The organism is Microbacter sp. GSS18, assembly GCA_029319145.1.
Taxonomy (GTDB): domain Bacteria; phylum Actinomycetota; class Actinomycetes; order Actinomycetales; family Microbacteriaceae; genus Microbacterium.
On the sequence record CP119753.1, the window covers coordinates 3,972,989 to 3,997,438 of the forward strand.

Genomic DNA, 24,450 nt, shown 5'->3' on the forward strand with positions numbered 1-24,450 from the left:
TTCCGAAAGCCCATCGTTGACTAGTTTTCACGGAAGCGGCGGGCGCACCTGAGTGAGTCCTACGAGGAGGTAAGGATGTCTGCAATGACACGACGAGCGCGCCCGATTGCGCTCGCCGGAATCGCGGTCGCGGGAATTGTTCTCGCCGGCTGTGCCGGTGGCGGGGGAAGCTCCGACGACACCGAGGGCCCCATCACCCTGAAGTGGTTCCAGGGTTCGGGAGTCGAGACCAACATCGCGACGGCGGACGCCCTGGCCGAGGCGTTCAACGCCAGCCAGTCCGACATCATCGTCGAGGTCGACGCTTCGGGTCCGAGCGACTCGGCCGCACTCGACAACCTGATGAAGACCCGTCTGGCGACCAACGAGATGCCCGACATGTTCTGGTACAACTCCGGGTCGCTGCTGCAGGCGCTGAGCCCCGACCAGACGATGCTCAACATCGCGGACACGGACTTCGTGTCGAACCTCGACCCCGCGTGGGTCGCGGCCGTGTCGACCGCCGACGGTGTCTTCGGTGTGCCCGTCCAGACCGCCGGCGGCGGTGGCTTCTTCTACAACATCCCGATGTACGAAGAGCTCGGCCTCGAGGTTCCGAACACGTGGGACGAGTTCCTCGCGAACGCCGACGCCATCAAGGACGCCGGCTACACCGCCGTCGAGATGACGTTCGGTGACGCCTGGACGTCGCAGATCGTCACGCTCGCCGACTTCTACAACATCTGGGCCAGCGACAACGACTGGGCTGCCAAGTACACCGCCAACGAGGTGAACTTCGCAGACGACCCGGTCGCGGTCCAGAGCTTCACGAAGCTGCAGGACATCTACGACGGCGGCTACCTCAACGAGGACTTCGCGTCGGCGCTGCTCAACGACGGCCTCGAGGCGGTCGCGACCGGCACCGCGGGGCACTACCCGATGCTCGGGTTCGCTCAGGCCACGATCGCCACGAACTGGCCCGACAACATCGACGACGTCGGCTTCTTCGGCATCCCCGGCGAGAACGCCGACGAGCACGGCATGACGATCTGGATGCCTCCGGCACTGTACGCGCCGGCGAACACGGAGCACCCCGACGCGGTGAAGGAGTTCATGGCGTTCGTCGCGAGCCCGGCCGGCTGCGACGCGGTTACGGGTGCGCTGGGCGCCACCGGTGCCTACCTGGTCGAGGGCTGCTCGGTGCCGGACGAGGCGCCGCGCATCGTCGCCGACTGGGGTCCGTACTTCGACTCCGGCATGATCGCCCCGGCGCTCGAGTTCCTCTCGCCGGTCAAGGGCCCGAACCTGATGCAGATCGACGTCGAGGTCGGCTCGGGAGTCCGCTCGGGTGAGAGCGGTGCTGAGCTCTACGACGCGGATGCCGCCAAGCAGGCCCAGCAGCTCGGCCTCGAGGGCTGGTAAGCCGTCCATACCCATCGCGGGGGCCGTCAGCACGCTGACGGCCCCCGCACCACCTAAGGCTTCATCATGGCGACAATCGCACCATCCGATGCGACCGAGGCGGTGGTCACCTCCCCCGGGAAGCGCCCGCCCCGTCGCAAGTACGCGCAGCGGATGTATCCGCGCTGGTTCCTGCTCCCGGGCGCGGTCATCTTCTTCGTGCTCTTCATCGCGCCGACGTTCGCGTCGTTCTACTACGCGTTCACGCGATGGACGCTCTTCGACGTCGAGTTCATCGGCTTCGACAACTTCGTGACCTTCTTCACCGATCCGCAGCTGAGCAAGGGCTTCACCAACACGCTCATCTTCGGCACGCTCACCTCGGGCCTGAAGGTCGTCCTGGGCCTGCTGATCGGCGTGCTGCTGACCTCGGAGATCTGGGCTCGCGGATACCTGCGCGCCGTCGTCTTCTTCCCGGTGCTCGTGAGCACCGTGGGTGTCGGCATCACCTTCCAGGCCCTGATGGATCCGTACGACGGGCTCATCAACCGGGCGCTGGCGGTCGTCGGCATCGACGGACCGGGATGGCTGACCAACCCCGACCTCGCCCTGTACTCGATCATCATCGTCGACGTATGGCGCGGTGTCGGACTCGCGGCCCTCATCTACATGGCGGGGCTCGTCGCGATCCCGCAGGAGTACTACGAGGCGGCCAAGGTCGACGGAGCGGGCGCCTGGCACCGTTTCCGCAACATCACGCTGCCGCTGGTGCGCCCGGCGACCACGACGGTGATCATCCTGTCCCTCATCGGCGGCCTCCGTGAGTTCCAGCTGATCTGGGTCATGACCGGCGGCGGTCCGGGCTTCGCCAGCGACGTGCTCGCCTCGGTCATCTACAAGCAGTATGCGTATGGCTTCTACGGCCTGTCGACCGCCGGCAACGTGGTCCTGTTCGTCGTGGTCAGCGCCGTCATCCTGCCGCTGTTCTGGTGGCTCAACCGAAAGCAGACGGACCTGTGAACCGCACCGTTTCGCGCCACGTCTACGGCGCCACCGCCGTCCTGGTGTCGGCGATCATCTTCCTCGTCCCGTTCGCGTTCATCCTGGTCCAGTCGTTCAAGACCGGGCCGGACTCGGCGAGCCTGTCGTTCACGTGGCCGATCGACTTCGTCTTCTGGGAGAACGTGGTCACGGTCTTCCAGACCCGCGACTACATGCTCATCACGGCATTCATCAACAGCACGATCCTGACGGTGCTCTCCGTCTCGATCATGGTGGTCCTGGCCGCGATGATCGGCTGGGTGCTTGCCCGCCGCCCGTCGCGGTGGAATCCGATCTTCACGTTCTTCATCCTCGCCGGACTCATCGTCCCGCCGGCCATCGTGCCCACGGCCTGGATCATGCAGTCGCTCGGGATCTTCAACACGCTCGGCGGGCTCGCGCTCGTCGAAGTCGCCTACGGCATGTCGTTCTGCGTGCTGCTGTTCCGCGCGTTCGTGTCGAACATCCCCCGCGAGCTGGACGAGGCGGCCACGATCGACGGCGCTGGTCCGATCCGGCTATTCTTCCAGGTCGGGTTCCCGCTCCTGAAGAGCGTCATCGTCACGGCGATCGTCGTGCAGTCGGTGACGGTGTTCAACGACTTCGCCAACCCGCTGTACTTCCTGCCGGGTGAGGAGAACGCGACGGTGCAGCTGACGCTGTTCAACTTCCAGAGCCAGTTCCAGACCACCTGGAACCTGCTGTTCACCGACATCCTGCTCATCACGATCCCGCCGCTGCTGATGTACATCTTCTTCAACCGTCAGATCGTCGCGGGCATGACCTCCGGCGCCATCAAGGGGTGACACGCACCACATGAAACACCGTTACCTCGGGAACTCCGGGCTCAAGATCTCGGAGATCACCTACGGAAACTGGCTGACCCACGGATCTCAGGTCGAGAACGACGCCGCGACGGCGTGCGTGCACGCCGCCCTCGACGCCGGGATCACGACATTCGACACCGCCGACATGTACGCCAACACGGCGGCCGAGAAGGTCCTCGGCGACGCGCTGCGCGGACAGCGCCGCGAGTCGCTCGAGATCTTCACGAAGGCCTACTACCCGGTCGGGCCGCATGGTCCGAACGACATGGGCCTGTCGCGCAAGCACCTGATGGAGTCGATCGACGGGTCGCTGAAGCGGCTCGGAACCGACTACGTGGACCTGTACCAGGCACACCGCTGGGACAACGCCACGCCGCTGGAGGAGACCATGGTCGCCTTCGCCGACATCGTCCGCTCGGGCAAGGCGCTCTATATCGGCGTCAGCGAGTGGACGGCCGATCAGCTGCGCGCCGGTGCCGCCCTGGCGCGCGAACTGCGGATCCCGTTCGTCTCGAACCAGCCGCAGTACTCCGCCCTGTGGCGCATCATCGAGGAGGAGGTCGTCCCCGCCTCGCGCGAACTCGGCCTGTCGCAGATCGTGTGGTCCCCGGTCGCGCAGGGCGTCCTCACCGGCAAGTACCGCCCGGGCCACCAGCCGCCGTCGGGCAGCCGGGCCACCGACGGCAACGGCGGGGCCGAGATGATCGGCCGCTTCATGCGCGACGACGTCCTCGAGCGCGTTCAGAAGCTGCGTCCCATCGCCGATGAGCTCTCGCTGTCGATGGCACAGCTCGCCGTGGCGTGGGTGCTGCAGAACGACAACGTCGCTGCTGCCCTCATCGGCGCCTCGCGCCCCGAGCAGGTCCGTGAGAACGTCGCCGCATCCGGTGTCGTGATCCCCGCGGAGCTCATGGCGCGCATCGACGAGGCGCTGGGTGACGTGGTCGAGCGCGACCCGGCGAAGACCGCCGCGGAGTCGCCGGTGCGCTGACGCCGCGGAACACGCTCGCGCCCATCGTCCCGACCCGAACGGGACGATGGGCGCGATCTTGTCCTGTGCGCGCCCATGCCGTCCATCGCGCGTGGCACAGGCATGCGAAAGCCCCGCCGCCGAGATCCGTCCCGGCGGCGGGGCTTGATTCGTTCGTCAGTTCGACGTCAGGCGGTGGGTGCCGCCGACGACCTCCTCGACGCGGCCGTCCGGAAGGACGATCTCGGCGGGGAGCCCGTCGGGCAGCGCCGTCTCGAGCGTGAAGCCGTCGGCGTCCCGTCGCCACGCGACCGAGATCATGCCGTGGCGGGACTCGTACGAGGTCTCGGCCCAGTCGATGCCCGGGCCCGGCACGGGCTCGATGCGCACGCGGTCGTAGCCGGGTGCTGCGGGGCGGATGCCGCCGACGACCTGGTAGATCCAGTCGGCGACGGCTCCGAGGGCGTAGTGGTTGAAGCTCGTCATCTCGCCGGGGTTGATGCTCCCGTCGGGCAGCATCGAGTCCCAGCGCTCCCAGATGGTGGTGGCCCCCATCGTGACGGGGTACATCCACGACGGGTTGGCCTTCTCGAGCAGCAGTGCATAGGCATCGTCGACATGACCGGTCTCGGACAGCGCCCACGTGATGAAGGGCGTCCCGGCGAATCCGGTGGTGACGGTGTAGCCCGCTTCGCGCACCAGCTCGGCGAGGCGGTCGCCCGCTGCCGTCCGGTCATCCGCGTCGAGCACATCGAATGCGATCGCGAGGGCGTACACGGTCGTGCAGTCCGACCGCACGATGCCGTCGTCGACGTAGTGCTCGTTGAACGCCGCGCGCGTGCGGGCTGCGAGCTCCCGCCAGCGCTCGGCGTCGGCGGCTTCGCCGGCCATCGCCGCGGCCTCGGCCGCGAACCGCGCCGAGCGCACGAGGCACGCCGTCGCGACGACGGACGGGTCGGCCTTGGCGGCTGCGGGCTGATCCGGCGGAGCATCCGGGTCGAGCCAGTCGCCCAGCTGGTTGCCGAGGTCCCACAGACCCGTCGGGGAGATGTAGCGCTCCACCGACTCGAGGTGCAGCTTCATCGCCGGGTAGTGCGCGGTGAGCCGCTCGGCGTCGCCGTAGGCGGTCCACAGCGCCTGCGGCACCCAGACCGCCGCATCGCCCCAGATGGCCGTCGCCGCCCACGGGGGGAGGCTGAACCAGTCGGGCCAGTTCGCATACTTGAGCACGTCCGGCACGATCAGCGGCACACCGCCGTCGGACGAGTGCTCGGTCTCGGCGAGCAGATCGGCCAGCCAGCTGTCGAGGAAGTCCGCGATGTCGTACTGGAACAGGGCGGTCGCCGCGTAGGCGGAGAGATCGCCCGTCCACCCCAGACGCTCATCGCGCTGCGGGCAGTCGGTCGGGACGCTCAGGAAGTTGCCCTTCTGGCCCCACACCGAGTTGTGGACGAGCTGGTTCACGAGTGGCTCGGAGCACGCGAACCGGCCGGTGCGGCGCATCTCGGAGTGGACGACGACGGCTTCGAGGTCGTCGGCGGTGAGCTCTCCGGGCCAGCCGGTGACCTCGGCGTACCGGAAGCCGTGGAAGGTGAGGGTCGGCTCGAACGCGTCGACGCCGCCCGAGAGGATGAACACGTCACGGGCTTCGGCGCCGCGCAGCGGCCGGACTCCGAGTTCGCCGTCCTCGAGCACCTCGGCATGCCGGATCTCGATCTCGGTGCCGGCGGGACCTTCGACCGTGAACCGCAGCCAGCCGACGAGGTTCTGCCCGAAGTCGACGAGCGTGCGCCCGGAGGGCGACGTCCAGATCTCGACGGGGCGAAGAGCCTCCTGACGGCGCACGGGCGGTCCGCTCTGCGGGAAGAGGGTGGAACGATCGATCTCGACCGAGTGCGTCGCGAGAGGCGTGCTCTGCCCGCGGAGTCGCGCATCGATGGTCTGGCCGTTGTAGAGCGAGTTCCGCGTGGTCTCGGTCGTCTCGGCGGACCAGTCCTGTCCCGTCGGAACGCGCTGGGACGAGCCGTCGGCATACGTGATCTCGAGCACCGCCGCCACGCCGATCTCGTCGCCGTAGTTGGCGTTTGCCGTCGCGAAGCCGAGGTCACCCCGGTACCAGCCGTTGCCCAGGACCAGCTCGATGCGAAGCGGGCCGTCACCGCCTGCGACGAGGGCCCGGACGTCGTGCTCCTGGTAGGCGAGGCGCCACTCGTACGAGGTCCAGCCGGGGTCCAGCACGGAGTCCGAGACGGGAGAGCCGTCGATGCGGGCCTCGTACACACCATGGGCGGTGGCGCGGAGCACGGCGCCGGCGACCTGCGTCCGGGGCTGGTCCAGTGCGAGTTCGGTCCAGAATCGGGCCGCGGCGCTGCGGTCCGCGTCGGAGGCGAGGAAGAGCGCCCCGTCGAAGGGATCGGTCGTCATGTGTGTTCTCTCCTGGTGATGATGCGGCGGGGGCGCTGAGGGGGTCTCAGCCGGCGGCCCGCGCGGTGGCCGTGGCCAGGCGCGCGAGCTCCACCGAGCGGTGGTCGGCCCCGCCGGGGTACTGCATGGGGACGGGGATGTAGCCGAAGGCCACACCGGTACGGGGGTCTGCGAAGGCGAGGGCACCGCCGGCGCCGTCGTGCCCGAAGGCGCCGAGGCTGCCGAAGGGCTGCCGCGGCTGCGGAAGCATGAAGACCATGCCGAAGCAGTTCGGGATGCCCAGCACGCGGTCGGTGCCCCACGCGTGCTGCTGTGCCATCTCGGCGAACACCTCGGGATCGGCGATGCGGACGCCTCCGCCCGGCAGCGAAGCAGCGTAGACGCGTGACAGGCCCGCGGCCGACCCCACGCCGCCGATGGCCGCGAACCCGGCTCGCCGAACGGCGGGATTGTTCGTGCTCGCGCCGTCGGGCGATCGGTCGTCGGCGACGGCGAAGTTCGAGAACACCGCCTCGGAGACCGCATCCGACGGGGGGCGTGCGGCGGTCTCGGCCGCCTGCTCCGCGGTGAGCTCCACATCCCGGATCGGCACGTAGCGGCCGTCCTCGGATGCCGGCAGGCCCAGATGGAAGTCCGCCCCGAGCGGTCCGCGGATCGCCGACTCGTAAACGTCCTGCAGCGTGCGTCCGGTCACTCGGCGCACGAGCTCCTCCATGAGCACGCCGATCGTGAGGGCGTGGTACCCGAAGGCCGACCCCGGTCGCCACAGCGGCCGCTGCGCGGCGAGCGCACCGGCGGCGGCGCGGGAATCGGCCACATCCTCGAGGCTCAGGGGGCGTTCGACCAGCGGAAGCCCGGCCTGGTGCGAGAGCAGCTCCCGCACGGTGACCCGGCCTTTCCCGGCCGCGGCGAACTCCGGCCAGTGGTCGGCGACGGTGCGGTCGGGATCGATCAGGCCCTGGTCGATGAGGTGCGCGATGACGAGCCCGGCGACACCCTTGGTCGCCGAGTAGACGCCCGTCACCGACGCGATGGCGAGGTCCGGGCCGCCCGCGAGCTCGACGACGGTCTCGCCGTGCACCCGCACGCTCAGCTGAGCGCTGAACGTCGGGTCGGCCTCGAGCATGGTGGCGAACCGATCGGCGACGGAGCGGAAGGCGGGGTCGCATTCGCCGTGGAGCACATCGTCCATCATCGCGCCTCCTCGAGAGCGGCGGGCGATTGTGGCGCGCCGGTCTCGAACGGCCCGACGGAGACGTCGACGGTGGCCGGCAGGTCCTCGACCGAGAATCCCGCACGGAGTGCATAGGAGCCGGGCTCCGTACGCCAGCCCCCGTCCCAGTGCTGGAAGGCCCGCGCGGCGATCGGGATCTCGACCTGGACCGTCTCGCCGGCTGCGGCCGTCGCCACCGCGAAGCCGCCCAGCCAGCGCACGGGCCGGTCCACGTCGGAGGGCGTCGTGCGCTCGAGGTAGACCTGCGCGACCGTCTTGCCGGCACGGTCGCCCGTGTTGGTGAGGGTGAGTCGCGCGACCGCGTCCTCGCCCGCCGAGATCACCGCGGGGCCGTCGGCACGCTCCAGTGTCCAGGTCGTGTAACCCAGTCCGTGACCGAACGGGTATGCCGGCGACGTGCCCGCGCGCAGCCATGCGCGGTGGCCGACGTGGACGCCCTCGGCGTACTCGAGGGTGCCGTCGGCCGGCCGGGTGTTCCACACCGGCACCTCGGCTTCGACATCAGGCCACGTCACCGGCAGGCGGCCGCCAGGCTCGGCGTCCCCGCTGAGGACGGCGGCGAGCGCGTCTCCGAACTCCTGCCCCGGGAACCAGCTGACCAGCACCGCCGCCACCTGGTCGCGCCACGGCAGCACCACGGGTGCGCCGGAGTTGACCACGACGACCGTGCGGGGGTTGGCGGCGGCCACCGCGCGCACGAGGTCGTCCTGGCGTCCCGGCAGCGACAGGGAGGTGCGGTCGAAGCCCTCGGACTCGACTTCGGCCGAGGTCGAGACGACGACCACGGCGACCTCGGCGGCGGCGGCGTTCGTCACGGCTTCGGCGATGAGCGCGTCGGCATCCCGTGTCGAGGGCGGCACGCCGACTCCGAGGGCGAGGGCGTCCGGCAGGCCGCCGTCGACGGCGCGGAACGAGACCGCGACGAGCGCGTCGGGCGCGGGCGCGGGAAACTCGACCACCGCGGTCGGGGGATGGAGCACGGTCGCGGCCGGATCGTCGTCCGGGCGCAGTCGCAGTCCGCCGGCGGCGACCTCGGCGCCGTCGACGGTCACGGTGTAGTCGGCCAGCCCCACCACCCCGAGGCGCGCCGTCGCGTCTTCGTGGTCCGCGCGCCAGCGGAAGCTCATCTCGACGCGGTCGGCGAGCACCACCGGCGAATTCCAGGCGAAGCCGACGATGCGTGAGGCTCGGCGGTTCTCTTCGAGCGTCACGTCGCCCTCGGCGTCGAAGTACCGCACCGTCATGCCCGGCTCGCCGTCGGGCGACGTGAAGTCCTCGGCGGGCAGGTCCGCGATACCCCGCTGCACCACCGCGCCGAGCGACCACGTGACCTGCGCGCTCGGCCAGCGCGCTTCGAGGCCCGTGACCGGCGTGCTCACGGCGGCGGGGATCACCGTTGCGCTTCCGCCGCCCTGGGTCCGGGCCACGCGAGCGCCCTCGCCGATGAGCGCGATCGAGCCCGGCGACCCCAGGGGCAGGATTCCGTCGTTGGCCAGCAGGACGGATCCCGCGATCGCCGCAGCGTGGGCCGTCTCACGGGCGTCGTCGGCGGCGGGGCGCGACGGGGCGGGCAGGCTCGAGAGCGCGCCGACGCGCGCAGCGAGCGTCAGCAGGCGGTCCACCTTTCGATCGACGGCCTCGACGGGGATGCGTCCGTCCTCCACGGCGCGCACCAGCTCCGCACCCCAGGGTCCGTCGGGGCCGGGCATCGCGAGGTCCTGCGGGTGTCGTGCGCTCTCGAGTGAGCGCACCGCGGTCCAGTCGCTGACGACGACGCCGTCGAATCCCCATTCGTCGTTCAGCGGGGTCGTCAGCAGAGGACTCTCGGATGCCGTGGCGCCGTTGATCGAGTTGTACGCGCTCATGACCATCCAGCTGTCGCCCTCGATGACCGGCCCTTCGAAGGCTGCGAGGTAGACCTCGCGCAGAGCGCGGTCGGAGACGCGCGCGTCGAGGGTGAACCGCTCGGTCTCGGAGTCGTTCGCGACGTAGTGCTTCGCCGTCGCACCGACCCCGAACGACTGGATGCCGCGCACGTAGCAGGTCGCCAGCTCGCTCGTCAGCAGCGGATCCTCGCTGAACGCCTCGAAGTGGCGGCCGCCGTAGGGCGTGCGCTGGATGTTGATCGTCGGTGCGAGCACCACGTCCGCACCCTTTCGCACCGCTTCGCCGCCCAGCCCCCGGCCGACGCGCTCGACCATGTCGCGATCCCAGGAGGCGGCCACGGCGGTGGGCGACGGGAAGTTGACCGAGGGGGAGCGCTCATCCCACAGGGCGCCGCGCACCCCGGCCGGCCCGTCGGAGAGGACCATGGAACGCAGGCCGATCGAGGGCAGCGGGGCCGTCGACCACGAGTCCTGGCCTGTCAGCAGCAGCACCTTCTCTTCGAGCGTCAGCGACTCGCGCAGCCCGCGCAGATGCGTCCTGGTCTCGTCGTCCACAGCGTCGTCTCCACTTCGTCGTCGGATATCCGGGAAAACCGGTCATCGACATAATTTCACAGATTTCGCCCCGCTACCATGAGGGAATGGCGTCCCGCGGTCCGTACGCGAAAGGCCTCGCGAAGCGCGAGGAGATCCTCGATGCTGCCCTCGAGGAGTTCGCGCGGCGCGGCTACGACCGCACGTCGATGCGCGAGATCGCCCGGCAGGCGGGGCTCAGTCAGGCGGGACTGCTGCACTACTTCAGTACCAAGGAGGAGCTCTTCCTCTCCGTGCTGCGCCGGCGCGACGATCGGGCCACCGAGCCCGACGAGTACAGCCACGTCCACTCCGTCAGCCGGCTGCTGCGGGCCGTCGACCGCAACGCCGACGAGCCGGGCCTCGTCCGGCTGTTCGTGTCGATGTCGGCCGAGAGCGTCGACGGCGACGGCGTCGCCCATGAGTTCTTCGTCGAGCGGTATCGGTGGCTCATGGAGGAGATCGCCGGCGACATCCGCGCTCAGCAGGAGGCGGGCGATCTGTCTCCCGCGATAGATCCGGACGATGCAGCGTCGATCCTCGTCGCCGTCGCCGACGGACTGCAGCTGCAGTGGCTGCTCAATCCCGACGGCGTCGACATGGGAGCGCGCATCGCGAAGCTGTGGCAGATCATGAAGTCCGAGAAGTGATGCGGGCTCACTTGTGAAAACAGGTCATCGACCGGCATTCTGTCGGATGTGACCGAACGCGACTTCCCCCCGGGCTTCCTCTTCGGCGCTGCCACGGCGGCGCACCAGGTGGAGGGCGCCAACGTCGGATCCGACTGGTGGCACTTCGAGCACGACCCGTCCACGGCGGCGGTGGAGAGCTCGGGCGACGGCATCGACCACTTCCACCGGTTCGCATCCGACTTCGAACTCCTCGCGGGGCTCGGGCACACCGCACACCGTCTGTCGATCGAGTGGGCTCGGATCGAGCCCGCGCCCGGCGAGTTCAGCCTCGCGGCCCTCGATCACTACCGCACTGTGCTCGAGGCGCTGCGGGCCACGGGCATGACGAGCTTCGTCACGCTGCACCACTTCACCCTCCCGCAGTGGTTCGCCGAGCGCGGCGGGTGGCTCGCTCCCGACGCGCTGGAGCTGTTCGAGCGGTACTGCCGACGGGCGCTGTCGGCGCTCGGTCCCCTGATCGACTTCGTCTGCACCGTCAACGAGCCGCAGATGGTCGCGCTCCACGGCTACCTCGAGGGCTATCACCCGCCGGGCGTGACGAATCCGACGCTGTGGAAGCGCGTCGGGCGCACCCTGCTGGCTGCTCACCGGCGGGCGGTCGAGGCGACCCGTGCCGAGTCCGACGCGCAGCCCGGACTCGTGCTGCAGCTGCCGCACCTGGTGCCGGCGCGCGACGACGAGGCCGGACGCGCGTTCCACGCGTATATGGACGGCGAGATCGCCGAGCTGTACCTCGACGGCCTCACCGGCGAGTCGGCCGGCGACTGGCTGGGCGTGCAGTACTACCGGAAGAACTGGGTGGACCCGTCCTCGCCCACCATCTTCGCTCCGCCTCCCGAGGGCTACGCGGTCACGCAGATGGGCTGGGCGGTCTATCCGGACGGGCTGCGCCAGGTGCTCCATCGCGCGAGCCGCGTCGGACTCCCGCTCTACGTCACCGAGAACGGGATCGCGACCGAAGACGACGCCGAGCGCCTCGACTACCTCGAGTCGCACCTGCGCGCCGTGTCGGACGCGATCGCCGAGGGCGTCGACGTGCGCGGATACCTGCACTGGTCGGCCTTCGACAACTTCGAGTGGTCGGAGGGGTATCGCCCCAAGTTCGGGCTCATCGCCGTCGATCGCGAGGGCGACTTCGAGCGCCGGCCGAAGCCGAGTGCGCATGCCTTCGAGCGCGTCGCCCGCACGGGTCGCATCGCGGCGTGCCGGGAGGGCGCTCCCGGACGCTGAGCGCGGCGTGAACGCGAGGAGAACGTCGCAGGAATCCCTTCGGATCTGGCCGCGGATGATGGCGGTGCACCCGATGAGACCCCTAGTCTGAGCGGCGTACCCGATTGATAGGGAGTCCTCAGAAATGAAGAGATCGTCACGCCGAGCCCTCGGACTCGTCACCGCCGCCGTCGCCGGCGCGTCGCTGGTGCTCGTGGCACCGGGCGTCGCACTCGCCGACAAGGGCGGCATCGCGAACCCGGGCAGCGAGAAGAACAACGGCCGGTTCCAGGCCGTCCAGCTGCTGTCGTTCAACGACTACCACGGCCACATCGCGTCGCCCGACTTCCATGAAGACGAGGACGACCCCGACTTCGACCCGGCGGACCTCTTCTACGGCGCCAACGACGTCGGCGGTGGCGAGTTCCTCGCCTCGAAGCTCGCCGAGCTGCGCGAGGACGCGCCCAAGGACCGCACCCTGACGGTCGCCGCCGGCGACCTCATCGGCGGCTCTCCGTTCCTCTCGGGCCTGTTCCACGACGAGCCGTCCGTGGAGTCGCTCGAGGCCATCGGCCTGGACCTCTCGTCGGTGGGCAACCACGAGTTCGACGAGGGCACCGAAGAGCTGCTGCGCATGCAGAACGGCGGGTGCCACCCCGACGACGGCTGCTACTTCCCCTCGGCGCCGTACGACGGCGCGGACTTCGAGTGGCTCGCCGCGAACGTCATCGAGAAGGACGGCGGGGAGTCGCTCCTCCCGGGCACCTCGGTCGAAGAGGTCGACGGCATGAAGATCGGCTTCATCGGGATGACGCTCGAGGCCACGCCGACGCTCGTGAGCCCCGCCGGCGTCTCCACGGTGGACTTCCTCGACGAGGTCGAGACGGCCAACGCCGAAGCCGCGAAGCTGCAGGAGATGGGCGTCGAGGCGATCGTCGTCCTGCTCCACGAGGGCGGCCTTCCGACCGGCGGCGGCGTGGGCGACTGCGTCGGCGTCTCGGACCCCATCCTGACGATCGCGTCGGACATGGACCCCGCGATCGACATGCTCGTGACCGGTCACACCCATCAGCCGTACGTCTGCTCGATCGCCGACCCGAACGGCGACCCGCGCCTCGTGACGTCGGCGGCGTCGTACGGTCGCGTCGTCACCGAGACGGCGCTGGTCATCGACACCAAGACCGGTGACGTCAACCGCAAGAAGACGTCCGCGCAGAACCACCTGGTGACCGGTGTCGAAGCCGCCCCCGAGATCACCTCGATCGTCGAGAAGTGGGACGCCCTCGCCGGCGAGATCGGCGGTCGCGTCGTGGGCACGGTCGCCGAGGACATCACGGGCGACTCCGGCGGCGACCGCGGCATCGAGACGCCGATGGGCAACCTCGTGGCAGACGCCATCCTGTGGGGCACGGACGGCGCCGACGAGGGTGGAGCCGAGATCGCCTTCATGAACATCGGCGGTGTGCGCGCGTCGCTCCTGCTCGCGCCCAAGTACGACGAGGGCCCGGGCGAGGTGACCTACGCCGAGGCGTACGACGTCAACCCGTTCGGCAACCTGATCGTCAGCATCGACATGACCGGCGCCGACATCAAGGCCGTGCTCGAGCAGCAGTACGACCCCAGCCGCAGCCGGAACTACCTCGCGCTCGGTGTGTCGGAGGGCTTCGAGTACACGTGGGACGACGGCCAGCCGCAGGGAAGCAAGGTCAGCGACATGCAGCTGAACGGCGTCGACATCGACCCGGCCGGCACGTACCGCGTCGCGGTGTACAACTTCCTGGCCGGTGGCGGTGACTCGTTCACGGCGTTCACCAATGGAACCAACCTGCTGGGCGGCCCCGAGGACCTGGCGAACTTCGTCGCGTTCCTCGAGGCGAATCCGGGCCTCACGGCTCCCGGCGACCGCGTCGCGGGGCTCTGACGCCGGCGGAACCGGCGAGCAACGGCGCCGGCGGTGCGGGATCGGTCCCGCACCGCCGGCGCCGTGTCGTCGAGCCCGGCGTGCCGGGCAGCTGGGCGCCCCGCCGCCTCAGCCGCTGCGGTCGTGTCGGACCCGTTGAGGGATGGGGCGCCGACGGCGAGCCGGAGGAAGGTGCGGTGGCCACGGTGCCGATGCCGCACCCGCACGGTCGCGGGCTGACCCGAACGGAGCGGTAGTGTTGCCGACATGAGCACGACGCCCCCCGGCTGGTACGACGACGGACATGGTGCCCTGCGCTGGTGGGACGGAGCCGCGTGGACTGAGCATGTCGCCCAGCCCGACCCGGAGCCGGCCGGTGCCGGCGACGGCGAGGCGCTGCCTCCCGAGCTCGCGCCCGAGCTCGATCCCGCGGCCGCATCGTCGGTCGGAGTCCCTGCGCCCGGAGAGGTGCCCGACTACGCCGCCTACGGCGGTGGTGCGCAGCAGCCGTACCCGGGGGCCCACCCGGCCGGCGCGTTCGTCTCGGCCACCGAGCAGAAGAAATCCCGGGCGTGGATCGTGTGGGTCGTCGTCGGGGTGGTCCTCCTCGGCATCGTGATCGCGGCGGCCGTGCTGATCCCCCTCCTGATCCTGGGCGCCTCGACGGGCGGCGGGCAGGGTCAGCAGCAGTCATCCTCGACGTTCGACGTCGACGACAGCGTCGTGCTGTCCACGGACGACGACTTCGCCGTCGTCGACACCGTCGCCCTCTACGACAGTGCGTGGCAGAATGCGGACTGCGACGAGTACATCGCCTCGACGACGGTGGAGTTCCGCGAGTCGGGCGGGGGATATGCCGACTGTGCGGAGTTCGAGGCGGATGCCGCGGCCACCATCGAGAGTCTCGACGACTACGCGGTGCTCGTCACGACGGTCTCGTTCGACAGTGACACGGCCCTGGTGATCACCACCGAGACCTACACGAGCATGTACGACCAGCAGGGCATGCCCACCGACGAGCCGGTCGAGTACGACGACACGCTCTACTACCTTCTCGTCGACGTCGACGGCGAGTGGCTCATCGACGGCGTGGAATACGACTGATGGCGGCACCGAAGGTCGGCGCGGAGCGGACTCCGCGCTTCGTCCTCACGTGCATCGGCGTCGGCCTGCTGGCCGGCCTCCTCTCGGGGCTGTTCGGCGTCGGCGGCGGCACGGTCATCGTCCCGCTGCTCGTCCTCATCCTGGGGTTCGACCAGCGCCTGGCCGCCGGCACGTCCCTCGCGGCCATCGTCCCGATCGCGACCGTCGGCGTCATCTCGTACGCCTCCCACGGCGAGGTGGCCTGGATCGCGGCCCTGATCCTCGCCGGCGCCGCCGTCATCGGCGCGCAGATCGGCACGTGGATGCTGGCGCGCCTGCCGCAGACCGTGCTCCGCTGGGGATTCATCGGCTTCCTTGCCATCGTCATCGTGATGCTGTTCGTCGTCATCCCGTCGCGCGACGCGGGTCTCGAGCTCACCTGGGTGTCGGGTGTCGGCCTGGTGCTGCTGGGTCTGGTGACCGGTGTGCTGTCGGGCCTCCTGGGCGTCGGCGGGGGCATCGTCGTGGTCCCCGCGCTCATGATCGTGTTCGGCACGAGCGACCTGCTGGCCAAGGGGACGTCGCTGCTCATGATGATCCCGACCGCGATCTCGGGTACGATCGGCAACTTCCGCCGCGGAAACGTCGACCTCTTCGCGGCCGTGCTGGTGGGTGTCGCGGCGTGCACCACGACAGCGCTGGGAGCCTGGCTCGCCACGCTCATGGATCCGCTCGTGGCCAACATCACCTTCGCGCTCTACCTCGCCTTCATCGCCGGCCAGATGGCGTACAAGACCATCCGCAGCCGTCGGAAGTGACCCGCACCGGCCGCCCAGGGCGGCTCGGTAGGATGGCACGGTGCCAGTGAACCCCGAGCTCGCGGGTCGTGTCTTCCCCGCGACGGACCCCTACCTGGTCGGACGCGAGAAGGTGCGCGAGTTCGCGCGCGCCGTCTTCGCCGACGACCCCCAGCATCTCGATCCCGCCGCCGCCCAGGCTCTCGGCTACCCCGACGTCGTCGCGCCGCCGACCTTCGCGATGGTCGTGCAGGACCTCACGCTGCAGCAGCTGCTGAGCGAGCCCGACTCGGGCATCGAGCTGTCGCACGTGCTGCACGCCGAGCAGCGGTTCCGCTACACGCGGCCGATCGTCGCCGGCGACGAGCTCACGGCGCAGCTGACCGTGACCGGCATCCGCACCATCGGGGGCAACGCCATGGTCACCAGCGACGCCGAGGTGACGGATGCCGCCGGAGCCCACGTCGTGACCGCGACTTCGGTGCTGCTGGTCGGGGAGGGCGACGCATGAGCGAGCTGACCGTGGGCGACGTCGTCGCCGAGCGCACCGTCCACCTCACGCGCGAGTCGCTCGTGCGCTACGCGGGCGCGTCGGGCGACTTCAACCCCATCCACTATCGCGACGACGTCGCGGCGGCCGTCGGCCTTCCGGGGGTGCTCGCCCACGGCATGCTGACGATGGGACTCGCCGTCGAGACCGTGGTGCCGTGGCTGGGCGATTCCGGGCGCATCCTCGAGTACGGCGTGCGGTTCACCCGCCCGGTCGTGGTCGATCCCGAGACCGGTGCGGACGTGTCCGTGACCGCGAAGGTCGGCCAGATCGACGATGTGGTCATCCGCCTCGACCTCACGGTCGCGCACGGCCAGACGACGGTGCTCGGCAAGGCCCAGGTGCGCGTCCGGGTCTCGTGACGATGCCAGAGATCGACCCCATCCCGCTCTCCGAGCTCACGACGCTGCGCACCGGCGCGGCTCCGGCCCGCATGTTCGAGGCACGCACCCGCGACGAGCTCGTCGGGATCCTCCGCGAGCTGTGGGCCGAGCACGAGCCCGTGCTCGTCCTCGGCGGCGGATCGAACCTCTTCGCGGGAGACGAGCCGTTCGACGGCGCGGTCGTCCGCGTCCGAACATCGGGCATCGAGCGGCGGCCCTCGCCGCGGGAGGGCTACGCGCGGCTTCGCGTCGAGGCGGGCCACGACTGGGATGCGCTGGTCGCGTACGCCGTCGCCGAAGGGCTGGCCGGCATCGAGGCGATGTCGGGGATCCCCGGCACCGTCGGCGCCGCACCGGTGCAGAACGTCGGCGCGTACGGTCAGGAGATCGTGCAGACGCTGGTCGAGGTCGATCTGATCGACGAGTCCACCGGAGAGGTGTCGACCGTCCCGGCCTCGGGGCTCGGCCTCGGGTTCCGCACCTCGGTGCTCAAGCACCACTACGGATCGGTGCCCGAGCGTTCGGCGGTCATCCTCTCGGTCACGCTCGAGCTCGCCGAGGTCGGTCACGCCGCCCGCCCCATCCCCGGCAGGCAGTTGCGCTCAGCGCTCGGTCTCGCCGAGGGCGAAGCGGTCACGGTCCAGTGGATCCGCGATCATGTCCTCGCCACCCGGCGGAGCAAGGGCATGGTGCTCGACGCCGCCGATCCCGACACCCGCAGCGCCGGATCGTTCTTCCAGAACGCGATCGTTTCGGCGTCGTTCGCCCGCACGCTCCCCGAGGACTGCCCGCAGTGGCCCGTCGCGCCCGACATGGATCCGGTGCTCGTCATCCCGCTCGCGACGTTCGACGGCTACGTCCCCCCGCCTCACGGAAGCGCCTCGGACGTGAAGGTCAGCGCCGCCTGGCTCATCGAGCACTCGGGTCTGCGCAAGGGCTTCAAGCTGCCGCGCTCGCGGGCCGGGCTGTCGACCAAGCACGCCCTCGCACTCACCAACCGCGGCAGCGCCACCGCCGCTGAGGTCGCCGAGCTGGCCCGGTTCATCCAGGGCCGCGTGCAGTCCGAGTTCGGACTGATCCTTCAGCCCGAGCCGGTGCTCGTCGGCGTCGACCTGTAGTCGGGGAACGCTACGCGAACAGCTCCTGCAGGCGGCGGACGCCCTCGAGCAGGCCCTCGTCGCCGAGGGCGTACGACATCCGCAAGTAGCCGCTGGGTCCGAAAGCCTCGCCGGGCACGACCGCGACCTCGACCTCGTCGAGGATGAGGTCGGCGAGCTCGAGCGTCGTGTGCGGTGTCTTGCCGCGCCACTCACGGTCCAGCAGTCCTCGCACGTCCGGGTACACGTAGAAGGCGCCGAGGGGGTTCGGCACGACGACGCCGGCGATCTTCGACAGCTCGGCGACGATCAGCTGCCGTCGGCGGTCGAAGGCGACGCGCATCTGCTCGGCGTCGTCCTGCGGGCCCGTGAGCGCGGCGAGCGCGGCGCGCTGCGCGACGTTGTTGACGTTGCTCGACAGGTGCGACTGCAGGTTGGCCGCGAGCTTCATGGCGTCCTTGGGTCCCACCATCCAGCCCACGCGCCACCCGGTCATCGCGTAGGTCTTCGCGACGCCGTTGACGAGGATCGTCTGGCCGGCGACCTCGGGGACGGCCTCGACGATCGACACCGCCTTCGCGCCTTCGTAGACCAGGTGCTGGTAGATCTCGTCCGAGATGACCCAGATGCCGTGCTCGAGAGCCCACTCGCCGATCGCCTTCGTCTCCTCGGGCGTGTACACGGCTCCGGTGGGGTTCGAAGGCGACACGAAGACGAGTGCCGTGGTCTTGTCGGTGCGGGCCGCCTCGAGCTGCTCGACGGTGACCTTGTAGTCCTGGTCGGCGCCGGCGAACACCGGCACCGGGGTGCCGTCGGCGAGCGCGATCGCCTCGGGATAGGTCGTCCAGTAGGGCGCGGGCAGCAGCACCTCGTCGCCCGGGTTCACCACGGCCTGGAACGCCTGATAGACCGCCTGCTTGCCGCCGTTGGTCACGACCACCTGTGCTGGCTCGACCGCCAGACCCGAATCCCGGAGGGTCACATCGGCGATCGCCTGGCGCAGCGCGGGCAGGCCCGCCGCCGGGGTGTAGCGGAAGTTCGCGGGGCTCGTCAGCGCCTCGGCGGCGGCGTCCACGACCGACTGCGGCGTGGCGAAGTCGGGCTCGCCGGCGGCGAAGCTGATGACGGGACGTCCTGCGGCCTGCAGCGCCTTGGCCTTCGCGTCGACCTTCAGGGTCGCCGACTCGGCGATGGCGGAGAGCTTGCGGGACAGGGGAGCGCGTTCGGTCACATAGGGAATGGTAGTCGTCGGCATCCGCTCCCGCCGCAGGGATGACCTCCCGCATCCACCGAATGGTGGACACGGGTTCGGACGTATGGCCCTGCCGCGCCGGTGGCACCGCGCGGGAGGGTGGGGTCATGGACGAGAACGTGGTGCGGGTGCGGAACCTGCGCAAGGAATACGGAAGCCGTGCGGTGGTCGACGACGTGTCGTTCGACATCGGCCGCGGCGAGACGTTCGCCCTGCTGGGGCCGAACGGTGCGGGCAAGTCGACGACGGTGGAGATCCTCGAAGGGTTCCGCCGGCGCACGGGCGGCGAGGTGTCGGTGCTGGGCGAGGACCCGGCCACCGCGCACCTGTCGTGGAAGGCGAGGATCGGCGTCGTGCTGCAGACCTCGGGCGACCTCGGCGTGCTGACGGTGCGCGAGCACGTCCAGCAGTTCGCGGGCTTCTTCCCGAACCCGCGCGACGTCGACGAGGTGATCGCCGCGGTCGGTCTCGACGAGCAGGCCGGCATGCGGGTGAACAAGCTCTCGGGCGGCCAGCAGCGTCGCGTCGACGTGGCGCTCGGGATCGTCGGCAATCCCGAGCTGCTGTTCCTCGACGAACCGACGACGGGCTTCGATCCGCAGGCCCGTCGCGACTTCTGGGGCATGATCCGCACGCTGTCGCACAACGGCACGACGATCCTGCTGACGACGCACTACCTCGACGAGGCGGCCCACCTGGCCGACCGCGTCGGGATCATCGTCGGCGGCAAGCTTCGCGCGATCGGCCCGGTGGGGACGATCGGCGGGGAAGACGCGCGCACCCCGCTCGTGCGCTGGAGCGAGAACGGGGCGCCGCGCGAGCAGCGCACCACCGAGCCCGGACGCTTCGTGGCCGACCTGGTCGCGCGCGCCGGGGCCGAGCCGGCGGACGTCGAGATCGTGCGTCCGTCGCTCGAGGACATCTACCTCGGCCTCGTGGCCGAGGACGCCGGCGCCGCAGAGACGGCCCCCGCTGTGAAGGAGGGATCGCGATGAGCACCGTCACCGAGGTCAGGAGGCCGCGCAGCCGCGCAGCGCGCAGCACGTTCGGCATGGGACTGTGGCGGTCCCGGTTCGAGCTCAAGCAGTACTTCCGGTCGCTGGACACGATCGTCTTCACGTTCCTGTTCCCCATCGTGATGCTCGCGCTGTTCACGGTGGCGTTCGGATCCGACGGCGACATGCAGCCGGCCCCGGGTCTGCCGCCGGTCTCGGTCGCGCAGATGTACCTGCCCAACATGGTCGCGGCGGGGCTGCTGCTGTCGGGCTTCCAGAACCTCGCGATCGACATCGCGGTGGAGCGGTCCGAGGGCGTCCTCAAGCGCCTCGGCGCGACGCCGCTGTCGCCGGTCAGCTACTTCCTGGGCAAGATCGGCCAGGTCGCCGTCACCGGCATCCTCCAGGCGGGGCTCATCCTGGTCTTCGCGGCGGTCGTTTTCCAGGTGCCGCTGCCGACCGAACCCGAGAAGTGGGCCACCTTCGCGTGGGTGTTCCTGCTCGGCATCGTCGGCTCGTCTCTGCTCGGCGTCGCGATCTCGTCGGTGCCGCGCACGGCCCGCAGCGCGACGGCGGTGATCATCCCGATCGTGCTCGTGGTGCAGTTCCTGTCGGGCGTCTACCTCTTCTTCTTCATGCTCCCCGACTGGCTCCAGAACGCCGCGAGCTTCCTGCCCGTGAAGTGGATGGCGCAGGGCATGCGGTACGTGTTCCTGCCCGACTCCTACGCGGCGCTCGAGCAGAACGGCGAGTGGAACCTCGCCGGTGTCGCGATCGCCCTGGCGGTGTGGCTGGTGGTCGGGCTCGTGCTCGCTCGCGTGTCCTTCCGCTGGATTCGCCGCGACGCGTAGCCTGAGCCGGGAAGGGGGACGCGGCGAGATGTTCGACAGACGATGGTGGGACGCGGCGATGATCGCCGCGTCCCTCATGGTCGTCCTCGCGATGGCGGTGGGGCTCAGCAACGCTTCGACCGCCGATGTCGTGGCCGGCTCCGTCGCCCTCGTCCTGATCGTGGCCGCGTACGTCGTCGTCGCTCGTCCCGGGCTGCGCGACGAGCGGGAGTGGCGGCAGCCGGTGTTCGCCGTCATGGCGGGCACGGCGCTCGCCGTCGGCTGTGCCGGCGAGCCGTTCTTCGCCATCATGCAGGCGATCGCCTACCCCATGGTGTGGGTGCTCACGATCGGCAAGCGCAAGGCCGTCGTGGGATCGGTGGTGATCGCGCTCGGGACGTTCGTCGGCTTCGCGCTGTTCGGCGGCATCCTCGACGGCGGTGACGCGATCCGCACATCGCTGACGTCCGCCGCGGCGACATCCGGCTTCGGCCTGGCCTTCGCGATCGCGTTCGGCCTGTGGATCTCGGGCATCGTCGAGTACGGCCAGGAGCGCGCGCGTCTCGTGGCCGAGCTCACCGCAGCCCAGGCCGAGATCGAGGCGCTGAGCCGCGATCGGGGCGCAGCCATGGAGCGCGAGCGGCTCGGCCGCGACATCCACGACACGCTCGCGCAGACCCTGGCCGGCCTGACGCTGATCGCCGAGCGCGCCGGTCGGCAGTTCGGCGACGGACGTCCCGAGGCGGCCGCAGAGAGCATCGCGACCGTCGAGCGTCTGTCGCGCGACGCCCTCGCCGAGGCCCGCGGGCTCGTCGCGCGGATGGCAGCGGTCCCCTCGGACGCGGCGCTCGGCGACGCGGTGGACCGCCTCGTCGACCGGTTCCGCGCCGAGGTCGGCCTCACGATCGACCTCGACCTCGACCTCGATACGGCCGGCGCGGTGTCACGCGAGGCGCAGCTGGTCATCCTTCGATGTCTGCAGGAGGCGCTGTCCAATGTGCGCAAGCACGCCGCCGCGACCCACGTCGAGGTGCGGGTCGCCACCGGGAAGGACGGGGCCGCCCTGCTGACCGTGGCCGATGACGGCCACGGCTTCGATCCGGACGCCGTCCGCAGTGGATTCGGGCTCGACGGCATGGGCGATCGCGTCGCGCTCGCCGGGGGAGCGCTCGATGTGGACAGCGGCGCCGGCGCCGGCACGACACTCACCGTTCGCCTGCCCGCGACCACCGTCCAGGCAGGGGGCGCGGCATGATCCGGCTGCTGATCGCGGATGACCATCCCGTCGTGCGGGCGGGCCTGGTGGGCCTGCTGTCGGACGAGCCAGGCTTCGAGGTCGTCGGCGAGGCCGCCGACGGCGAGCAGGCCGTTCGGGTCGCCGCGGCGACCTCTCCGGACGTCGTGCTGATGGACCTTCGGATGCCGGGCGTGGACGGCGTCGAGGCGACGGCGCGCATCACGGCGGCGGGCGCATCGAAGGTGCTGATCCTCACGACCTACGAGTCCGACGACCAGATCCTCGCCGCGATCGAGGCGGGCGCGAGTGGCTACCTGCTCAAGGCCGCGCCGCAGGACGAGATCGTCGCCGGCATCCGCTCGGTCGCCCACGGCCAGACCGCGCTCTCGCCGCAGGTCGCGGTGCGCCTGGTGGAGCGCATGCGGCAGCCCGCGGCCGCCCCCGCGCCAGCGCTCAGCGCCCGCGAGCTCGACGTGCTGCGTCTGGTCGCCCGCGGCCGCAGCAACAAGCAGGTCGCCGCCGATCTGGGGATCGGCGAGTCGACCGTGAAGACCCACCTGCTGCGCACCTTCGAGAAGCTGGGCGTCGCCGACCGCACGCGCGCCGTCACGCTCGCGATGGAGAAGGGCCTGCTCGACTGATCGTCGGCGGCGGGATCACTCCTCTCCGCCCGCGGGCCACGCGGCGAGCATGACTCCGAGGCCCGCGACGAGGCGGGCGAAGCTGCGGTCGACGTCGCGGGGCAGGCCGAATCCGGCCGTGGACTCCAGCGCGGTGAAGCCGTGGAGAGCCGAGCGCACGGCGCGTGCGGCGTCGACGGCGTCCGTCCCCGTGATGCCGTAGCCGGCGAGCACCGCGTTCACGACGACGAGCGTCCGGTCCGCGCCGGGGTTCGACGCGCTCGCGCGCTGCGTGGCGGCGTAGCGGCCCGGGTGCTCGAGGGCGTACGCGCGATAGGCGGCGCACAGGCGCGCGAGCGCGTGGGGCCCGGCGACGCCGACGGTGGCGGCTGTCAGCGCGTCCGCCAGGGCCCCGGCGGCGTCGACGGCGACCGCGTGGCGCAGGGCGTCGAGCGAGGCCACGTGCTTGTACAGGCTGGGCACGCGGACGCCGAGCCGGTCGGCCACGGCGGCGAGCGTCAGGGCGTCCCAGCCCAGGTCGTCGGCGATGTCCCCCGCGGTCTCGGTCACGAGCGCGGGGGACAGGCCCGCCCTAGGCATCCGAGGCCGTGCGTCGGCAGAAGCCGGCGAGGATCTCGCCGACGACGTCGGGCCGTTCTGCGTGCGGGTAGTGCCCGGCATCGTCGATGAGGGTGACCTCGCCGCCGAGCCGGTCGGCGATCCACTCCGCCTCGGCGGCGGGGTCGGCGAAGTCGGGGTCGAGCTCGCCCATGACGACGGCGACCGGCGCCGACACATCGGCGAGGCGCTGTTCGGCCACCGCGTGGTCGGTGCGGGTGGTCGCCGTGAACGCCCGCCGGTAGCCCGGGCGGCGCATCGACGCGCGGATGCGGGCGCGATGCTCGTCGAAGTCCGCGGGCTTGACGCCGGGGGAGAGCGACGGCAGATACGTCAGCCACGCGGCGCGGGCCCACGGCCCCGCCATCATGATGCGGAAGACCAGGCCCAGCACGGGGTTCATCGGCGGGTTGCGCACGAACGGTCCGATGAGGACGAGGCCTGAGATCGCCGACGGGTCCTCGGCCGCCGCCCAGACCGCGGCTCCCGCGCCCATGGAGTTGCCGACGAGCACGGCTGGTCCGCCGAGGTGGCGAGCGAGGGCGAGGGCGTCCGAGCCGGCGGCGGCGTCGTCGAAGGCGTCGAAGGTGACATCGCTGTCGCCGTGACCGCGCAGGTCCATGGCGGCCACGCGGAAGCCGGCCGCCGCCAGGGCGGGCACGGTGAACCGGAACGATGAGGCGAGATCGCCCATCCCGGGTATGCAGACGACCAGCGGGCCGTCCCCGGTGACGCGGTAGGCGATGCGTCCGCCCGGCCGGTCCAGATGCTGCACGGGGAGCTCTTCGAAGGTCGATGCGTTCACGATCACTCCTTTGCTCGTTGTCTTAGCCATAGGGCTAATGGTATTAG

Annotated in this window: 22 protein-coding genes; 16 read left to right on the top strand and 6 right to left on the bottom strand. The window is 70.4% G+C overall.

Features of this window, described 5'->3' with window-relative positions; translation table 11 throughout:
• Nucleotides 1-84: 84 nt before the first annotated feature.
• From P0L94_18415 to P0L94_18430, 4 genes are all read left to right on the top strand, one after another.
• On the top strand, nucleotides 85-1,401 hold the full coding sequence (locus tag P0L94_18415) for an ABC transporter substrate-binding protein (GenBank protein ID WES64426.1): 1,317 nt from the start codon (nucleotides 85-87) through the stop codon (nucleotides 1,399-1,401).
• A gap of 66 nt (nucleotides 1,402-1,467) precedes the next feature.
• Nucleotides 1,468-2,400, top strand: a complete 933-nt coding sequence (locus P0L94_18420) for a sugar ABC transporter permease (GenBank protein ID WES64427.1) — start codon at nucleotides 1,468-1,470, stop codon at nucleotides 2,398-2,400.
• A complete protein-coding gene (locus P0L94_18425; protein WES64428.1) occupies nucleotides 2,397-3,227 on the top strand; it encodes a carbohydrate ABC transporter permease in 831 nt (276 codons plus the stop codon). The genes P0L94_18420 and P0L94_18425 overlap by 4 nt, the downstream gene beginning before the upstream one ends.
• Nucleotides 3,228-3,237: 10 nt before the next feature.
• On the top strand, nucleotides 3,238-4,239 hold the full coding sequence (locus tag P0L94_18430) for an aldo/keto reductase family protein (GenBank protein ID WES64429.1): 1,002 nt from the start codon (nucleotides 3,238-3,240) through the stop codon (nucleotides 4,237-4,239).
• 156 nt (nucleotides 4,240-4,395) lie between these two features.
• Here P0L94_18430 and P0L94_18435 read toward each other — a convergent pair whose 3' ends face one another.
• From P0L94_18435 to P0L94_18445, 3 genes are read right to left on the bottom strand one after another with little or no spacing between them, the layout of a single operon-like run.
• Nucleotides 4,396-6,642: a family 78 glycoside hydrolase catalytic domain gene (locus P0L94_18435; protein ID WES64430.1), complete on the bottom strand. Its 2,247-nt coding sequence runs from the start codon at nucleotides 6,640-6,642 to the stop codon at nucleotides 4,396-4,398.
• A 46-nt stretch (nucleotides 6,643-6,688) separates the two neighbouring features.
• On the bottom strand, nucleotides 6,689-7,837 hold the full coding sequence (locus tag P0L94_18440; protein WES64431.1) for a serine hydrolase: 1,149 nt from the start codon (nucleotides 7,835-7,837) through the stop codon (nucleotides 6,689-6,691).
• Nucleotides 7,834-10,317, bottom strand: coding sequence for a glycoside hydrolase family 3 C-terminal domain-containing protein (locus tag P0L94_18445; GenBank protein WES64432.1), 2,484 nt, complete (start codon nucleotides 10,315-10,317; stop codon nucleotides 7,834-7,836). The genes P0L94_18440 and P0L94_18445 overlap by 4 nt, the downstream gene beginning before the upstream one ends.
• A gap of 86 nt (nucleotides 10,318-10,403) precedes the next feature.
• Between P0L94_18445 and P0L94_18450 the strand changes: the two genes are divergently transcribed.
• The 8 genes from P0L94_18450 (at nucleotide 10,404) to P0L94_18485 (ending at nucleotide 18,067) form a co-directional block, all read left to right on the top strand.
• Complete coding sequence (locus tag P0L94_18450) at nucleotides 10,404-10,985, top strand: TetR/AcrR family transcriptional regulator (protein WES64433.1); 582 nt, start codon at nucleotides 10,404-10,406, stop codon at nucleotides 10,983-10,985.
• Nucleotides 10,986-11,033: 48 nt separating this feature from the next.
• Nucleotides 11,034-12,257, top strand: a complete 1,224-nt coding sequence (locus P0L94_18455) for a glycoside hydrolase family 1 protein (protein WES64434.1) — start codon at nucleotides 11,034-11,036, stop codon at nucleotides 12,255-12,257.
• 124 nt (nucleotides 12,258-12,381) lie between these two features.
• Nucleotides 12,382-14,157 (top strand): bifunctional metallophosphatase/5'-nucleotidase, encoded by a 1,776-nt coding sequence (locus tag P0L94_18460; protein ID WES64435.1) that lies wholly within the window; start codon nucleotides 12,382-12,384, stop codon nucleotides 14,155-14,157.
• A 246-nt stretch (nucleotides 14,158-14,403) separates the two neighbouring features.
• Nucleotides 14,404-15,240 carry a DUF2510 domain-containing protein gene (locus tag P0L94_18465; GenBank protein ID WES64436.1) on the top strand — a complete coding sequence of 279 codons (837 nt, stop codon included), beginning with the start codon at nucleotides 14,404-14,406 and terminating at the stop codon, nucleotides 15,238-15,240.
• Nucleotides 15,240-16,037, top strand: a complete 798-nt coding sequence (locus tag P0L94_18470; GenBank protein WES64437.1) for a sulfite exporter TauE/SafE family protein — start codon at nucleotides 15,240-15,242, stop codon at nucleotides 16,035-16,037. The genes P0L94_18465 and P0L94_18470 overlap by 1 nt, the downstream gene beginning before the upstream one ends.
• Before the next feature lie 40 nt (nucleotides 16,038-16,077).
• A complete protein-coding gene (locus P0L94_18475) occupies nucleotides 16,078-16,527 on the top strand; it encodes a MaoC family dehydratase N-terminal domain-containing protein (GenBank protein WES64438.1) in 450 nt (149 codons plus the stop codon).
• Entirely contained in the window at nucleotides 16,524-16,928 is a 405-nt protein-coding gene (locus P0L94_18480; GenBank protein WES64439.1) for a MaoC/PaaZ C-terminal domain-containing protein, read from the top strand. The genes P0L94_18475 and P0L94_18480 overlap by 4 nt, the downstream gene beginning before the upstream one ends.
• Before the next feature lie 2 nt (nucleotides 16,929-16,930).
• Nucleotides 16,931-18,067 carry a UDP-N-acetylmuramate dehydrogenase gene (locus P0L94_18485; protein WES64440.1) on the top strand — a complete coding sequence of 379 codons (1,137 nt, stop codon included), beginning with the start codon at nucleotides 16,931-16,933 and terminating at the stop codon, nucleotides 18,065-18,067.
• Between the two features lie 10 nt (nucleotides 18,068-18,077).
• Here P0L94_18485 and P0L94_18490 read toward each other — a convergent pair whose 3' ends face one another.
• On the bottom strand, nucleotides 18,078-19,277 hold the full coding sequence (locus tag P0L94_18490) for a pyridoxal phosphate-dependent aminotransferase (protein ID WES64441.1): 1,200 nt from the start codon (nucleotides 19,275-19,277) through the stop codon (nucleotides 18,078-18,080).
• Nucleotides 19,278-19,405: 128 nt separating this feature from the next.
• On the opposite strand from P0L94_18490, the gene P0L94_18495 reads away from it, so the two are divergent.
• Genes P0L94_18495 through P0L94_18510 form a run of 4 tightly spaced genes read left to right on the top strand, consistent with a single transcriptional unit; the run spans nucleotide 19,406 to nucleotide 23,001 of the window.
• Complete coding sequence (locus tag P0L94_18495; GenBank protein WES64442.1) at nucleotides 19,406-20,293, top strand: ABC transporter ATP-binding protein; 888 nt, start codon at nucleotides 19,406-19,408, stop codon at nucleotides 20,291-20,293.
• A complete protein-coding gene (locus tag P0L94_18500; protein ID WES64443.1) occupies nucleotides 20,290-21,144 on the top strand; it encodes an ABC transporter permease in 855 nt (284 codons plus the stop codon). Before P0L94_18495 ends, P0L94_18500 begins: the two co-directional genes overlap by 4 nt.
• A gap of 28 nt (nucleotides 21,145-21,172) precedes the next feature.
• Complete coding sequence (locus P0L94_18505; GenBank protein ID WES64444.1) at nucleotides 21,173-22,378, top strand: sensor histidine kinase; 1,206 nt, start codon at nucleotides 21,173-21,175, stop codon at nucleotides 22,376-22,378.
• Nucleotides 22,375-23,001 (top strand): response regulator transcription factor, encoded by a 627-nt coding sequence (locus P0L94_18510; GenBank protein WES64445.1) that lies wholly within the window; start codon nucleotides 22,375-22,377, stop codon nucleotides 22,999-23,001. Before P0L94_18505 ends, P0L94_18510 begins: the two co-directional genes overlap by 4 nt.
• A gap of 15 nt (nucleotides 23,002-23,016) precedes the next feature.
• Here the strand turns inward: P0L94_18510 and P0L94_18515 are convergent, their stop codons facing one another.
• Complete coding sequence (locus P0L94_18515; protein WES64446.1) at nucleotides 23,017-23,550, bottom strand: TetR-like C-terminal domain-containing protein; 534 nt, start codon at nucleotides 23,548-23,550, stop codon at nucleotides 23,017-23,019.
• Between the two features lie 22 nt (nucleotides 23,551-23,572).
• Nucleotides 23,573-24,403: an alpha/beta hydrolase gene (locus P0L94_18520; protein WES64447.1), complete on the bottom strand. Its 831-nt coding sequence runs from the start codon at nucleotides 24,401-24,403 to the stop codon at nucleotides 23,573-23,575.
• Nucleotides 24,404-24,450 lie beyond the last annotated feature (47 nt).

Bases quoted from the DNA above. Each gene is read 5' to 3' on its own strand.
- P0L94_18415 (WES64426.1), top strand. From the start codon at position 85: ATGACACGACGAGCGCGCCCGATTGCGCTCGCCGGAATCGCGGTCGCG.
- P0L94_18420 (WES64427.1), top strand. From the start codon at position 1,468: ATGGCGACAATCGCACCATCCGATGCGACCGAGGCGGTGGTCACCTCC.
- P0L94_18430 (WES64429.1), top strand. From the start codon at position 3,238: ATGAAACACCGTTACCTCGGGAACTCCGGGCTCAAGATCTCGGAGATC.
- P0L94_18435 (WES64430.1), bottom strand. From the start codon at position 6,642: ATGACGACCGATCCCTTCGACGGGGCGCTCTTCCTCGCCTCCGACGCG.
- P0L94_18440 (WES64431.1), bottom strand. From the start codon at position 7,837: ATGATGGACGATGTGCTCCACGGCGAATGCGACCCCGCCTTCCGCTCC.
- P0L94_18450 (WES64433.1), top strand. From the start codon at position 10,404: ATGGCGTCCCGCGGTCCGTACGCGAAAGGCCTCGCGAAGCGCGAGGAG.
- P0L94_18460 (WES64435.1), top strand. From the start codon at position 12,382: ATGAAGAGATCGTCACGCCGAGCCCTCGGACTCGTCACCGCCGCCGTC.
- P0L94_18465 (WES64436.1), top strand. From the start codon at position 14,404: ATGAGCACGACGCCCCCCGGCTGGTACGACGACGGACATGGTGCCCTG.
- P0L94_18470 (WES64437.1), top strand. From the start codon at position 15,240: ATGGCGGCACCGAAGGTCGGCGCGGAGCGGACTCCGCGCTTCGTCCTC.
- P0L94_18480 (WES64439.1), top strand. From the start codon at position 16,524: ATGAGCGAGCTGACCGTGGGCGACGTCGTCGCCGAGCGCACCGTCCAC.
- P0L94_18485 (WES64440.1), top strand. From the start codon at position 16,931: ATGCCAGAGATCGACCCCATCCCGCTCTCCGAGCTCACGACGCTGCGC.
- P0L94_18495 (WES64442.1), top strand. From the start codon at position 19,406: ATGGACGAGAACGTGGTGCGGGTGCGGAACCTGCGCAAGGAATACGGA.
- P0L94_18500 (WES64443.1), top strand. From the start codon at position 20,290: ATGAGCACCGTCACCGAGGTCAGGAGGCCGCGCAGCCGCGCAGCGCGC.
- P0L94_18505 (WES64444.1), top strand. From the start codon at position 21,173: ATGTTCGACAGACGATGGTGGGACGCGGCGATGATCGCCGCGTCCCTC.
- P0L94_18510 (WES64445.1), top strand. From the start codon at position 22,375: ATGATCCGGCTGCTGATCGCGGATGACCATCCCGTCGTGCGGGCGGGC.